This is a genomic window from Azospirillum melinis (genome assembly GCF_013340935.1).
In the GTDB taxonomy this organism is placed as follows: domain Bacteria; phylum Pseudomonadota; class Alphaproteobacteria; order Azospirillales; family Azospirillaceae; genus Azospirillum; species Azospirillum melinis.
In genome coordinates, this window is sequence record NZ_WHOS01000034.1 from 1 (window position 1) to 13,511 (window position 13,511).

General features: G+C 63.8%; 11 protein-coding genes and 1 pseudogene. 5 read left to right on the plus strand and 7 right to left on the minus strand.

From position 1 onward, the window contains the following. Positions 1-29 precede the first annotated feature (29 nt). Entirely contained in the window at positions 30-752 is a 723-nt protein-coding gene (locus tag GBZ48_RS22600) for an abortive infection family protein (RefSeq protein WP_343049631.1), read from the plus strand. A gap of 115 nt (positions 753-867) precedes the next feature. Here the strand turns inward: GBZ48_RS22600 and GBZ48_RS22605 are convergent, their stop codons facing one another. The 6 genes from GBZ48_RS22605 to GBZ48_RS22630 form a co-directional block, all read right to left on the minus strand. Then, positions 868-1,908, minus strand: coding sequence for a formylglycine-generating enzyme family protein (locus GBZ48_RS22605; RefSeq protein WP_174473066.1), 1,041 nt, complete (start codon positions 1,906-1,908; stop codon positions 868-870). 117 nt (positions 1,909-2,025) lie between these two features. Beyond that, complete coding sequence (locus GBZ48_RS22610) at positions 2,026-3,783, minus strand: arylsulfatase (RefSeq protein WP_174473067.1); 1,758 nt, start codon at positions 3,781-3,783, stop codon at positions 2,026-2,028. 93 nt (positions 3,784-3,876) lie between these two features. Further along, on the minus strand, positions 3,877-4,581 hold the full coding sequence (locus tag GBZ48_RS22615) for an HpcH/HpaI aldolase/citrate lyase family protein (RefSeq protein WP_343049632.1): 705 nt from the start codon (positions 4,579-4,581) through the stop codon (positions 3,877-3,879). 306 nt (positions 4,582-4,887) lie between these two features. Next, the gene (locus tag GBZ48_RS22620; RefSeq protein WP_174473068.1) at positions 4,888-6,159 is read right to left on the minus strand and encodes a metal-dependent hydrolase family protein; all 1,272 of its coding nucleotides are present in this window, start codon (positions 6,157-6,159) and stop codon (positions 4,888-4,890) included. Between the two features lie 202 nt (positions 6,160-6,361). Then, positions 6,362-7,126 carry an alpha/beta fold hydrolase gene (locus GBZ48_RS22625; protein WP_174473069.1) on the minus strand — a complete coding sequence of 255 codons (765 nt, stop codon included), beginning with the start codon at positions 7,124-7,126 and terminating at the stop codon, positions 6,362-6,364. Positions 7,127-7,167: 41 nt separating this feature from the next. Beyond that, the gene (locus GBZ48_RS22630) at positions 7,168-8,049 is read right to left on the minus strand and encodes a fumarylacetoacetate hydrolase family protein (RefSeq protein ID WP_174473070.1); all 882 of its coding nucleotides are present in this window, start codon (positions 8,047-8,049) and stop codon (positions 7,168-7,170) included. Positions 8,050-8,291: 242 nt separating this feature from the next. Here GBZ48_RS22630 and GBZ48_RS22635 point away from each other — a divergent pair, with 242 nt between their 5' ends. From GBZ48_RS22635 to GBZ48_RS22650, 4 genes and pseudogenes are all read left to right on the plus strand, one after another. Further along, positions 8,292-8,999: a FadR/GntR family transcriptional regulator gene (locus GBZ48_RS22635; RefSeq protein ID WP_174473071.1), complete on the plus strand. Its 708-nt coding sequence runs from the start codon at positions 8,292-8,294 to the stop codon at positions 8,997-8,999. 280 nt (positions 9,000-9,279) lie between these two features. After that, positions 9,280-10,047 (plus strand): IS5 family transposase, encoded by a 768-nt coding sequence (locus GBZ48_RS22640; RefSeq protein WP_174473072.1) that lies wholly within the window; start codon positions 9,280-9,282, stop codon positions 10,045-10,047. 392 nt (positions 10,048-10,439) lie between these two features. Then, a pseudogene (locus GBZ48_RS22645) lies at positions 10,440-11,984 on the plus strand (ISL3 family transposase). 129 nt (positions 11,985-12,113) lie between these two features. Next, positions 12,114-12,521 (plus strand): response regulator, encoded by a 408-nt coding sequence (locus GBZ48_RS22650; RefSeq protein ID WP_174473073.1) that lies wholly within the window; start codon positions 12,114-12,116, stop codon positions 12,519-12,521. 230 nt (positions 12,522-12,751) lie between these two features. Here the strand turns inward: GBZ48_RS22650 and GBZ48_RS22655 are convergent, their stop codons facing one another. Further along, the gene (locus GBZ48_RS22655; RefSeq protein WP_174473074.1) at positions 12,752-13,438 is read right to left on the minus strand and encodes a FadR/GntR family transcriptional regulator; all 687 of its coding nucleotides are present in this window, start codon (positions 13,436-13,438) and stop codon (positions 12,752-12,754) included. Between the last annotated feature and the right edge of the window lie 73 nt (positions 13,439-13,511).

The following is a 13,511-nucleotide window of genomic DNA, read 5'->3' on the forward strand; positions in this document are numbered from 1 at the left end:
ATGGCGGGCGTGAACTCCGGTGATCCGTGGTGAGACTGCTTCAGCACCAGAATCATACACGAATTCAGTGGATTAGCCTTGCGCCCGCCGCCCCTTGCGCCAGCCCTGATGAATTATTCGGGCTAGAGGCTCTGCTGCATCCCCGCACCCGGGAGGAGGATGAGCAGCGCCGGCTGGTCGCGGTTTTGAATCCTCTCTTGGAGCGTGATGGCTTCCACCTAGCCGAAACCGCTTCCGTGTCGGGCTATCCGCTGTTCACTGTCAAAGCCACCGGCGGCTCCGCCGAGGCTCCGGCCGACCCTCTCATCTCGGAAACGCTCGCCGCCTTCGACGAAGCCAGTGTGCACGAAGCCTGGACCCGGGCGCTGCAGCGGCGGGCAACCCATCCAGAGGGCGCGATCACTTCGGCCCGAACATTGCTGGAGACCGTCTGCAAGCACATCATCGAAGATGCTGGCGGGACCTACAGTGATCGGGAGGAGCTACCGAAGCTCTACCGGACGGCCGCCGAACACCTTCAGCTTGCCCTGGACCAGCACACCGAGGAAGTGTTCAAGACCATCCTCGGCAACTGCCAGAGCGTCGTAAACAGCTTGGCCAGCATCCGCAACAAGCTGAGCGATGCCCACGGCCGTGGCCGCAAGGCGGTCCGCCCGTCAGCGCGACATGCGGAGCTGGCGGTGAATCTCGCCGGCACAGTAGCGACCTTCCCGGTGTCGACGTGGCGGGCCCGCCAAGCGGTTAAGCCGTGATGCGCACGCGTGACGGCATCATGTGATGCGCTTGCCGCCTATCGCGGCTGTGGCAGTCCGGTCGATGGAATTTGACCAGCGCCACTGTTCTGTCGACGATGTGCAACTGTCAGCGTCAAGGCATGAGCACTGTGCGAAATCCCAGATGGCTTGCGCCGAGTGCAACCTCCTGCGGGTGGCGTGAGGCCGGGCGGTAGCGCTGGCAGAAATTCTGCGCGCAGAGGAATGACCCGCCCTTGATAACCCGGCTGGGGATGTCCGGCTGCCGGGGGTCATAGCTGTCCTCCTGCCGGGGTCCTGTCGGATTGGGAGAGTCGAGTCCATCGTGCCTGGGCCGGTACCAGTCCGACGTCCACTCCCACACGTTGCCGATCATGTCGTAAAGCCCGTAACCGTTCGCCTTGAAGCATCCCACGGGCGCAGTCGCCCGATATCCGTCCGCCTGGGTGTTCCGGATTGGAAAGAAGCCCTGCCAGGTGTTGGCCATCGCGAGCCCTTGGGGCGTGAATTCCCCACCCCAGGCATATGGTGCCCCCTCGAGGCCGCCGCGGGCGGCGAATTCCCACTGCGCCTCGGTCGGGAGCTCCCGGCCCAGCCATCGGGCGTAGGCCAGGGCATCCTGATGGGTTACGTGAACGACGGGGTGGTTCCTGCGTCCCTCGATGTCACTGCCGGGACCTTCCGGATGACGCCAGTTCGCTCCGGGCATCAGCCGCCACCAGCTGTTGGTCCCGCCCATCTGGTCGAGCGGGCTCACGAACACCACCGATCCGGCTGGCCGTGGCGAACCGGCGCCGGCAAGGCGGACGACACGCTCCGCCTCGGTCACATAGCCGGTCGCTTCGACAAATCGTGCGAATTGGGCATTCGTGACCTCGGTGCGGTCCATCCAGAAGCCATCCACCCGGACTTTGGTGGCCGGCCCCTCCTCGCTGTAATGCTCATCGGACCCGATGGTGGTCTCGCCGCCGGGCACCCAGGCCATGCCGGCGTGACGATCTCCACCGTCCGGTTTGCCGGAATAGGACTGGCACAGCAACCCCGGCTCGGAGGGTGGTGCAACGGGTGCCGCATGGGGCGCGCTGAGACCGGCTGCGCCGATGGAGACGCATAGGGCGAGCAGGGAGATGAAAGGGAAAAGGATCCTGCGAGGCATGGGACGATCTCCCGCGCTTTTTCGTTGAGCTGGACGCCGGTCGGCTCGGGAGAGCGCCACCGCTGGCTTCGGTGGCGCTCTCCCCGTTTACCTTGGTCGCGGTCACGACGGTCGCTGTCAGCGCTCGAGCTCGTCGTAGTAGCGCGTGCCGTTGCTGTATTGGAGCTGGTCGGCGATCTTGTCGTTGAAAATGACGCCGTTCCTGTCGCGGAAGCTCTCCCAGGAGGCCAGCAGCTCCTTGGTTCGCTCAGGCTGAGCGTCCGCGAGGTTGATCGCCTCTGCCGGGTCTTCGGCGAGATTGTACAGGTGCCATTCGCCGGCGCCCCAGGGCTTGTTCACCCAGACCAGCTTCCAGTCGCCCTTCCGCAGGGAGGCCCGCCCGAACAGTTCCAGGCCCAGGACATAGTCGCTCGGATGCGCGCGGTCGGATCGGCCATTCAGATAGGGCCACAGGGAGGTACCCTGCATGGGATGTACGGTGCGGCCCTTGTAGCTCCCGCCGGGATGCGTGACGCCGGCGGCCTCGAGGAAGGTCGGCGCGAGATCCATGACGGTCGCGAGCTGGTCATCCCGCTTACCGCTCCGCGCGAACTTCGGGTAGGAGACGATGGTCGGCGACCGCACGCCGCCTTCGGTCGGGAAGCCCTTGTAGAGGCGGAACGGCGTCGCGCTCACCTGCCCCCATCCCGGCCCATATCCCACATAGGATCCCGGCCGCCCGACGTTCTCCAGACTGTTGTCGAACGTCTCGTTCACCCACTTGGCGGGTACCAGATCCAGAATGTCGCTCCCTTCCGCACCGTTGTCGGACAGGAAGACGACGATCGTGTTCTCGAACTCGCCGATCTCCTTCAGGTAGGAGACCAGCCGACCGATGTTCTGGTCGAGGACGTCCACCATGGCCGCGTAGACCGCCATCCGGCGGGCCTCGATGTCTCTCTGCTGCTGCGTCAGATCCGTCCATTTGGGCCACACCGCAGACGGGGCGGGCAGCTTCATGTCTGCGGGGATCAGACCCGCCGCCTGCATGCGCTTGAACCGCTCGTTGCGAATGACGTCATAACCCGCCTTGTAGGTGTCCTTGTATTTTTCGATGACGGCGTCCGGTGCTTGCAGGGGGAAATGCGGTGCCGTGTAGGCGGCATAGGCGAAGAACGGCTTGCCGTCGGCCCGATTGCTGGCGATGTAATCGATGATCTTGTCTGTGTAGAAATTCGTCGTGTAGTCGATCTTGGGGAGGGTGGCTTCCTTGCCATTCTCCCGGTAACGGGCCTTGCTGGTGCCCTTGCCGTCCGGCGGCGGCGCGTTTCCGGTCTGATCGAAGAAGCCGGCCCCGCCCTGGACCATGGCGTAGGACTGATCGAACCCGCGGGCGGCCGGACTCAACTCCTCGGTCAATCCCAGATGCCACTTGCCGGCCATGTAGGTGTGGTATCCCGCATCGCGCAGCAGTTCCGGGAAGGGAACCACGTTCATGCTGAGCGTCCCCTCGTACCCCGGCTGGCCCTTCTGCTCCGGTGTCGGAAGCTCGGCCATGGTGCCCAGTCCAGCAACGTGGTTGTCGGCCCCCGACATCAGCATGGCGCGCGTCGGCGAGCAGGCCGGCGACACATGGAAGTTCGTCAACTGAAGCCCCGAGCGCGCCAGAGCGTCCAGATTGGGCGTCTGGATTTCGCCGCCAAAGGCACCGATGTCGGAATAGCCCAGGTCGTCGGCGAGGATCAGGAGGATGTTCGGGCGGCGCTCCGCAGAGGCCGCGCCGCCGCCCGTCCGGGCATCGGCGGCGAATGACGGGCAGGACAGGGCTAGGCCAGCCGTGGCGGCCAAAAGCGCTCCAAGAGCGAGCCGCTGCCGGAACGACGGTGATGAGCGCATAGCTTTTTCCTCCCTTGATACTGCTTACAGTCCGCCTGTTGTGGGTCAGTCAGGCGGTTGTCTCGGTGATGGAATTCGCGGAAAGCAACACTTCTAGGGCTGCGCCGCTGCTCGCCTGGAGGCCTGCGCGCGGGCTACCGTGCGCCGCATGGCCAAGACAATCGGTCGCTCGACCATTTTTCCGTTCACTTGAATGACACCCTCCGGGGCGTCCTTCCAGGCTGCGACAACCCGCTCGGCTTCGGTAACCTCGTCCGCCGTCGGGGTGTAGGCGTCGTTGATGACGGGTACCTGATTTGGATGGATAGCCATCTTCGCGGTGAAGCCCAGGGCCAGAGCCCGATGCGCTTCACTGCGACATCCGTCGGCATCGCGAACCGCGACGAAGGGCATGTCGATGGCCGGAATGCCAGCCTGGGCTGCGGCGTGCGCGACGCGCGAGCGACCGTACAGAAGGCCGTCCCAGGTCGCTGGAACGCCGAGTTCCGCCGCCAGATCCAAACCTCCGAACATGACGGCGCTCACGCGACGCGTCGCGGCGGTGATGGCTGCTGCTTGCTCAACCCCGCGCAGCGTCTCGATCTGCGCCACCAGGCGGAGAGCGAGCCCCGCCTCGGTCAGCAAGTCATCGACCCAACAGACTTCCACAGGAGAGTCGATCTTGGGAATGACGATGGTCCCGCTCGACGGGCGCGCATCAAGGAGCGCAAGGACGTCGCGCAGCCCCGCCGCACTGCGTGGCGTGTTGATTCTCACCACGCGGTCGGGAGCGTCGCCACAATCCGCCAGGAAGCGCACGGCCGCAGCACGGGCTTCCTCCTTGTGCGCCGGCGCGACGGGGCATCCTCCAGGTCCACGCAGACCGCATCAGCGCCGCGGCAAGCGCCTTGTCGAAGCGGTCGGGGCGTGATGCCGGGACAAACAGGATGCTGCGCCAGCTGAGATCATCCATGCTGCTTCCCCCTCTGTTCTATGTCGGTACGGCACCCTGCTATGACGGAGCCGGACAATGCCGGGGGAGGCCGGCCCTCGGTGGTGTCCATGCCCGAATGGCCGAAGATCGCCAGGAGCGATGTGCTTGGTGGTGCCGGGGCGGGTTTGGCTTCAGGCCCTCTCGCGCGCCACGAGGACTTCCGGAACCTTGTGGAAGAGGCCGTCCTTCATAATCGCCAGAAGACGGTTCCGGTTCTGTAGGATTGTGATATCCGCAAGCGGGTCGCCGTCGACCAGCAGCATGTCGGCCAGATATCCTTCCCGGATCAGACCGAGTTCATTACCCATGCCCATGATCTGACCGCCGAGCTTGGTTGCAGCGACCAGGGTTTCCATCGGCGTGAAGCCGAGCAGATTCACGAAGATCTCCAAGTCGCGGGCGTTTGTGCCGTGCGGCTGCCACGCAAAACCGTAGTCGCCGCCGGGGAGAACAGTGATGCCGCGCTTGTGCATCTTCTTCATGGTATCGACCGCGATTTCCAGTTCGCGCTCGTACTGGAGCGACAGCGGGGAGCCGGGTAGGATGCCGTAGGCGCCGGCCTCGCGGGCCGTGGTGAGCAGCCAAGCCAGGCCGGGTGCCACGAAATGCCGCTCCTTGACGGCCTCGAGCTGGTCCAGCGCCTCCTCATTGGCGTAGGAGGCGTGAAAGATGCCTTCGATGCCGAATTCGACGCACAGCTTGACCGATTCCGAGGAACGCGCGTGCGCGCACAGGGTCTTGCCATGCGCCTTGGCTTCGCTGACCGCCATGGCGATCTCATCGCGCGCCATCGGCGTCACCTCGGCCGCGACGCCGGTGATCTCTTCGCCGGACAGGTTCAGTTTGATGTTGTCCACGCCGTACTTGATGTAACGGCGCACCGCCCTGCGGACCTCCTCCGGCCCGGACACGATCGTGCCGAAGTTCAATCCTTCATGTTCGATGTGCGGCGGCGAAGTGTCGCCCAGCCCGCCGGGAGTGGCGATCTCCTGACCCGCGGCGCGGTACCGCGGCCCGGGAATCTGACCCGCGTTGATCGCGTTGCGGATCACGACATCCAAGCGGGGCTTGGCTGCGGCAGCCCCGAAGCCAGCCGTGAAGCCGGCGTCCAACACCAGTTTCGCCATGTCGGCGGCGAAGAGAACGTGCTCTTCCGGCGGCATCTGCTGGATGGCCGCGAGGGTGGGCTGATTGTTCCACGACAGGTGCAGGTGCGAGTCGATGAGGCCCGGCATCAGTGTGGCGCCGCAGCCGTTCACATGGCGGTGCGCGTCGCGCGAGATCGCCCCTTCCTGTCGGGAAATCTCGACAATCCGGTTGCCCTGGACCAGCACCTCGCCGGCATAGGGTTGCACCCCGGTGCCGTCGAAGACGCGCACATTGGTGAATAGGGTCGTTTGCATCGTTTCCTCCTCATCGATCGGGGTTGATGCCGGTTTGCCGGCTTATGTTTTCATTCACCCCTGGATGGACGCTTCCGTCTCGCGGAGCGCGGCCGGCAAAGCCGGGCATCCACACGTTCACACCAAGGGGGCTCACCTCCGGACGGCCCCGCTGCGCCACGGGACGTGCACGTGCTGCAGCGGTGCGATGTCACGACGGCGCTTAGGCGGCGGAGAACAGGAAATTGACCAGCGCTTCGTTGACCGCCGCCGGACGCTCGAACGTCGTCCAGTGGCCGCAGCGGTCAAGGATGCGCAGGCTTGATCCCGGGATCTTCGACGCCAGGGCTCGTACGGCCGGAGGCGGAGCCGTGCCATCCTCGTCGCCCGTGATGAGCAGCGTCGGGCAGGTGATCCGCGTCACGTCGGCCGGCTCGGCGGCGGCGAGAGCTTCGCAGGTGCGGGCATAGCCCTCCGGGTCCTGGCGCATCAGGATCTCCCGGACGAACGCTGCGACTTCCGGCCGGCTGGCCTTGGTGTTGGCCGAGGTGCCCCCTTGGACGATCGCGTCGGCAATGCCGACCATGCCCTCGCCGCGTGCCTTGGCTGCGCGGTCGCGCAGAGCCGGACGGGCGGCCTCGGGCGGCGCGTGCAACGGCCCGAGCAGCGCCAGACTGCGCACCCGCTCCGGCTGAAGGACGGCAAGGTGCTGGCACACGATGGTGCCGAGCGAGTGGCCGACCACATGGGCGCGCTCGATGCCACGGCTGTCCAGCACCGCCAAGACCGCTTCAACAAAGCCGGCGATCGAAACGTCACCCTCGGTCGGGCTGCGCCCGGAACCGGGCAGATCGAACCGCACGCATTGGAAAAAACGCGACAACGCCCCGATCTGCGGCGTGAACACGTTGGAGGTGCCGCCCAGCCCGTGGACCAGGATCACCGGATCGCCGGCGCCATGCACCTCGACGGCCAATTGCTGTGCCATAAGGCGTTTCCCTTGTTGTCGTTGCGGAAGACCGGCCGTGTTCAGTCGAGAACGTTGCTGAGGCGGCCGAGCCCGTCGATTTCGATCGTTACGCGGTCACCCGGCTTCAGGAACTTCGGCGGGGTGAAGCCGATGCCAACACCGGCAGGCGTGCCGGTGGCGATGACGTCTCCGGGGTAGAGCGTGATGCCGGCCGACAGAGTCTCGATCATGGTCGGGATGTCGAAGATCAGATCGCTCGTGTTGGCGTTCTGGCGCAACTCGTCGTTGACCCAGCAGCGGAGCGACAGGTTCGCGGCATCGACTTCGTCGGCCGTCGCCAGCCATGGGCCCATCGGGCAGAAGGTGTCGAAGCTCTTGCCGAGGAACCATTGCTTATGGCGCGCTTGCCAATCCCGCGCCGTCACGTCGTTGATGATGACGTAGCCGAACACATGATCGTAGGCCTCGGCTTTCGAGATCCCCCGACCGCCCTTGCCGATGACCAAACCCAGTTCGGCCTCGTAGTCGATGCTGTCGCTCACGCCGTGTGGATAGCGGATTGGCTCATCATTGGCGATGACGGTCTCCGGCGGCTTGGTGAAAAAGATCGGCGCTTCAGGGATGGCGTCGGAAGCCTGCTTCGATCCGGCATCGAAGCCGCTGCGGGTGAACTCGTGAGCGTGCTCGTGGTAGTTCTTGCCAACGCAAAAAATGTTGCGATCCGGACGCGGGATCGGCGCATCGAGGCGGACGTCGGCCAGCGGAATTCCCGCGGCGTTGAGCGCGATATGCCCTTTGATCGCGTCGAACCGGCGAATGAGGTCGAGCATGTCGCCGACCGGTTCACCTTGAATGGTATCGAGCGGCCACACGCGCTGCTTGTCCGGGTCGATCACGCCGACCGCGCGGCGTCCCTCATGCTGAAAGGTCACGAACTTCATGCGCTGTCTCCATTAATCCAATAATGATCCAATTGGTGCATCCATTCACCAATTTGCGCCATGTGTGATCCAATAACAGCGCTGTGGAGCACGATTGGTCAAGAAAAAAATTCGTTCTACGGACTTTTTCGTTCGCCTTCCCGGTTGGCGCACTAGCGTTCACACTGAGTTTGCGGTTGCGCCACAACAGGCGAGCCGCCATATTGGGTTACAAATGGGGCAGGCGTGGTTGCGGAGTGATCATGGACGCATTGAATCTCAGAGACCGGGCTGCTTCCGGCGCAAGCGCGGTTGTCGCGCTGATCGAGCAGAGCATTGCCGACGGCACCTGGGGCCCCGGCACCAAGCTGCCGACCGAACGTGAATTGGAGCAGCGGTTCAAGGTCTCCCGCAACACGTTGCGCAAGAGCCTGCGCGTGCTGGAGGAGCAAGGCAAGATTGTCCGGCATGTCGGACGTGGCTCGTTCGTCTCGTCGGAAGCGGCGCCGAAGGACACGGGTGCCGGTCAAAGCCTGACCAGTCGCATCATTGGCGCCAGCCCGGCGGAAATCATGGAACTGCGGTTGATGGTTGAGCCGCAAGCGGCCGAGTTGGCCGCCGGGCGTGCCACCGCCGCCGATCTCCAGCGGATGGAGGAGTGCCTCACCCACGCGGAGCGTGCCCAGGACATCCCGGAGTTTGAGCACTGGGACGGTATGCTCCACGTGGCGATCATCGGGGCCGCCAAGAACGGTCTGCTGTCCGATGTGTACGACGCGGTCAACGCCATCCGAAACCAGCCGGAATGGGCGCGGCTCAAGGTGCGTAGCCTCACCCCGGCGCGCCGTGCCGTTTATGAAGAGCAGCACCGGCGAGTCGTCGTCGCCCTCCATGACCGCGACGGCGATCAGGCCCGGGCGGCTCTTCAGGAGCATTTGCTTCAGGTCCGAGCGAACCTCTTGGGCAGCTGAGAGGCGGTTCTGAGGGAAGTGCTGGTCGGTTCGCCTCCGTGCCGGAGTAGCTATCCACAGTCGCGTTGCTCATGCTCAGGCCAATTTCGCCCTGCAAGGTCAAAAGTTTGGTGGCGGCCGCCGAAAGCTTGCGCATGAGCGAGCGACGCTCGCGGGCACGGAGCTTCTTCGGCAACGGCCCATAAGAGGCCGTTTCCAGAACCCTCATCCGATGATCAGCCCTCCAGAAACCCGCTGATGTGCTGTCGGTTTCCTGTGCCTTTGGCACAGAGAGGCAGGCATGGGACCGACAGTTGCGGACTTGGTGGCGGGAATCATCGACCGGATCGAGGATCGGCCTCTCGGCCCCGGGCGTCCGCCGATGCCCACTGTGGAGATCATCGAAACGCTCCGCTTCTTCCTGCGTGAGGGCGTCCAATGGCGTGAGCTTCGGGCAGCAGACGGGCGTGCCTCAGGCTCGACCCTGCGCCGCCGCCTGGACGAGTGGGACACGACAGCGTTGCTCCGCCGTGTTCATGCCGTCCTTGTCCGCATGGCGCGCTCCGGCCCCGACGCAGCTGCCTGGGATGTCGTGGTCGACAGTTGCTCGGTACGAGCAAAGCGAGGCGGCGACCTGACCGGGCCGAACCCGACCGACCGCGGCAAGCCTGGGACCAAGTACCACGTGGTCGTCTCGACCGACGGCCTGCCGCTGGCGGTCCTCCCTTCGCCCGCCAACGTGCATGACACCAAGCTCTTCCCTGACTTGCTGCGCTTGGCCCAGGTCGTCTGCACGGCCATCGGCAGGCTCTACGCCGACGCAGGCTACGACAGCGCCGACAATCGCTGGCTCTGTTTACGCGACAGGGTTCAGCCGCACATCCGTAAGATCGGCGAGCCCCACGGCTCGGGGCTCGGCAAGGTCCGATGCATCGTCGAGCATGGCTGCGCTTGGCTGCTGGCAAACAAACGCCTGGATCGACGACAGGATCGATTGGGCCACATCATCCTCGCTCTGCTCACCGCGGCAGCCATCTTCATCATCGCAAACCGACTCACTGCATTCTGAAAACCGCACCTTAAGGGGCTGCGGCACCGTCCTGATCCCATGCCGCTGGCGTCCCCAGAGTAAGCCACGCGCCTTGAACTCCCGCGCGTTGTCAAGTTGCAGCGCCTGCGCCATCCCGGAAACCTGCCAGGGTGTTGTGATGCCACGGGCCGCAAGCCAGGTCGCCTTTGCCCGGATGCCCTGTTCGAGGGTGTAGGCGACGCTGCATTCGCAGGGCGCGCGCAGCGAGGCGTGGAAGCCGAAGACCATCCGGGTTCAGAGGTCGATGGCCAAGGTCAACAACGGCCGGCCGATAGACTGACGGTGTGAATCGGCATGGAATAAGGGCTCTGTCGCAGTTTTGATGGTGCTGGATTGTAGTCAGTTCTGGCTTCGTCAGCGGGATCAGCATCATGGCTCAGTCGCTTCACTGTACGGGATGCGTACCACCCGGTTTTCTGGTTGTCGAAACGGCAGACAGCAGCCTTGCAGTTCAGCTCACGGTGCGCTCCACTGCCGCGTTCAGTCCTTGCCCGGTCTGTGGCGAACACTCGTTTCAGGTGCACAGCAGATACCAGCGCTTCCTTCTCGACCTGCCACTCTCGGTCCGTAACGTCCGGCTGCACCTTCAGGCGCGGCGCTTCCATTGCGATGTCCCAACCTGTCGTCGACGGATTTTCGCTGAGCGCTTCGATCCGAATGTTCTGAAACCATGGGCCCGCCGAACGGCGCGGCTCGACGGTCTCGTCTATCATCTCGGTCTCGCCCTCGGTGGACGCCCCGCAGCCCGGCTGGGGAAACGCCCGATGGTGCCGATCACCAAGGACACGCCTCTGTGGGCCATGCGACGGCACGATTGTCCTGTTTTACCGCCGCCATCAGCTATTGGAATGGACGATTGGGCTTGGCGGCGCAACCAACGATACGGAACGCTCATCTGCGATCTTGATCGCCACCGCACTATCGCGCTCCTGCCCAACCGCGAGCCGGCGACCACGGAAGACTGGCTGCTGGACCAGCAGCAGACCGGCATCGTGGGGCGCGACCGTGGTGGCGCCTACGCTCAAGCGATCTCGCAGGCTCTACCGCACGCCATCCAGGTCGCGGACCGCTGGCACCTGATGGAGAACGCCAGCCACGCCTTCCTGGATGCCGTGCGCAAGTCGATGCGCCAGATCCGCGTCGTCATCGGAGCGACAACCGTTGATTCCGGTCTGCTCACCGCAGCTGAGCATATCCAGTACGAGGGCTATCTGCGCTGGGAGGAGACCAACGGCGTCATTCTCGCCTTGGCCAAGGAGGGCATCGCCATCAAGGAGATCGTCCGCCGTACCGGTCACAGTCGCAAGGTCGTCCGCGGTCAGCGGTCCGACATGTTTCGGATCCGGGAAAGCTCGCTTGACCTGCATCTTCCCTGGCTGGATGCGCAGTGTGCTGCCGGGCGACACAATGCGACGGACCTTTGGCGTCGGCTGAGGAGGACCGGGTTCCGGGGCAACCTGCGTATCGTTGGCGAATGGGCGACGCGCCGCCGGCGCTCAGACCAGGCGCAGGCTGGGGAACGTAGCCGGACGCCGGCGGCGCGGACGATTGCGCGCTTGCTCACCATCGGACGGGAGGCTCTGACCAAAGCGGAGACGGTAACGGTCGCGGCAATTGAGGGCGGAGTGCCGATGCTGGTCGAGGCGCGTGAAATCGTTGCGGCGTTCCAGTCGATGATCCGGAAGAAAAATGCCGAGGAACTTGAACCCTGGCTGCAGGGAGCCAAGGCGGGCTTGGTGGGATCCTTCGCCAATGGGGTGGCCAAGGACCGGACTGCCGTCATCGCGGCAATCACTCTGCCGTAGTCCAACGGCCAGACAGAGGGGCAGATCACCAAGCTCAAGCTGGTCAAGCGGCAGATGTATGGCCGCGGCAAACTCGACATCCTTCAGGCACGCGTCATCGGCCCCGGATGAGGTCCGCACCATCAAACGCCAGGACTAAACATCTAGGCCGTAACGCCTCTTTTGTTTCGTCCAGACCAATTAGCAGACCAATCTCCGGCCAAACTAGAGGCTCTCCATGCAGCAATCGAGGGGCCTTCAATGCGCACTCAGAACAACAAAGCCGTACAGAATATTAGTGATCGAAAATTTGTATTGTTAATTGAGAATAGTATGTGCCTTCGAATGGCGATGAAGACTCTCGTCGAAATGTGGGGTTATGATGTCCTGGATGCCTCTTCTGCGAGGCAAACATTTCCCGCGCTCAAGGAAGTTCAGAAGCCACCCGACGTAATGATCTCTGATCATCACCCTCTTGAAATCCAAAGCGGGATCGATTCCATTCTTGCTATCCGCGCCCTCTCAAATAAAAGGTTTCCAGCGATTCTCCTGACCAATGATTTTGTTTTCCCTGATGACAGCTTGACAGCTGAAGAGATCAACTTGCTCCGCAAGCCAATCGACCCACATCAGCTTCGCACACTCTTAGCCACAATGACGATCATATGATCAGAAGGGCGTTGGAGCGCATATCAGCGTCAGAGCGGCTCCCTGGTCTGCTTGTGGGGCTCAGCCGCCAATATGGAGGGGGCGAATACACGCATCATGGTTATCTCACCCGGCCCCATGATCGACTGCATGTCGGCCATGTATCCAACCGAGTCGCCGGAACCATAGACCAAGGCCAGACAACTCAATCAGCGCTGCCGGCATCTGCGGTCATGTGGTGGACGGAAGCCTCACGTACGTTCAAGCAACCCGCGGATGCTGTCGAGATGGTTCAGCATCATCCGCCGTGCTGCCTCGCCATCGCGGGCTTCAATCGCATCGACGATAGCCGAGTGCAGTTCGCCCTGTTCGGCGGTGTAATCATGCTTGCCGGCTTTCCGGAACAGCGCGTCGTGCTTGCGCTGCCAGGGCGCGCGGTCCCGCACCGAGGCGAGCGTGAGAAAGATAGCGATCAGCAGCGGGTTGGCGCTGGCCCGTGCCACCGCCTTGTGGAAGGCGTCGTCGTAATGCTCGTATTCGCGCCAGTCCTGCGCCGCACCGGTGCTGCGGGCAAGGTCGCGCAGAGTCCTGATGTCGTCGGCGGTCGCGGACTGGGCGGCGGCGGCGGCCAGTGCCGGTTCATAGACGCGACGCGCCTCGATCAGATTGGCAGTCGACGCTGTTGCGATCACGCGCTGTACCGGCCGGTCGATCCTGGCCGGAGCCGGGCCGATGAACGTCCCCTTGCCTTGATGACTCCAAATGAGCCCCTCGTTTTCTAGAGTGCGGAGCGCTCTCCGGACAGTTTCGCGGCTGCAGCCGATCATCGTGGCCAGGGTGCGTTCCGGGGGGATCCGGTCCTGCGGTCCTAACCCTTCGTCTTCGACATATGCGCGAAGACGCCTCTCGGCCTCGGCAACCCCCATGCGACCGGACATCGGCAACTCTCGTTCAGACCAATTTGCAGGCCAATCGCCTTCTTCTATAGCGGTTCAGACACCGCCCGGCAAT

Excerpts from the sequence above, each read along its gene's own strand:
- GBZ48_RS22605 (WP_174473066.1), bottom strand. The coding sequence starts at position 1,908 with ATGCCTCGCAGGATCCTTTTCCCTTTCATCTCCCTGCTCGCCCTATGC.
- GBZ48_RS22610 (WP_174473067.1), bottom strand. The coding sequence starts at position 3,783 with ATGCGCTCATCACCGTCGTTCCGGCAGCGGCTCGCTCTTGGAGCGCTT.
- GBZ48_RS22620 (WP_174473068.1), bottom strand. The coding sequence starts at position 6,159 with ATGCAAACGACCCTATTCACCAATGTGCGCGTCTTCGACGGCACCGGG.
- GBZ48_RS22625 (WP_174473069.1), bottom strand. The coding sequence starts at position 7,126 with ATGGCACAGCAATTGGCCGTCGAGGTGCATGGCGCCGGCGATCCGGTG.
- GBZ48_RS22630 (WP_174473070.1), bottom strand. The coding sequence starts at position 8,049 with ATGAAGTTCGTGACCTTTCAGCATGAGGGACGCCGCGCGGTCGGCGTG.
- GBZ48_RS22635 (WP_174473071.1), top strand. The coding sequence starts at position 8,292 with ATGGACGCATTGAATCTCAGAGACCGGGCTGCTTCCGGCGCAAGCGCG.
- GBZ48_RS22640 (WP_174473072.1), top strand. The coding sequence starts at position 9,280 with ATGGGACCGACAGTTGCGGACTTGGTGGCGGGAATCATCGACCGGATC.
- GBZ48_RS22650 (WP_174473073.1), top strand. The coding sequence starts at position 12,114 with ATGCGCACTCAGAACAACAAAGCCGTACAGAATATTAGTGATCGAAAA.
- GBZ48_RS22655 (WP_174473074.1), bottom strand. The coding sequence starts at position 13,438 with ATGTCCGGTCGCATGGGGGTTGCCGAGGCCGAGAGGCGTCTTCGCGCA.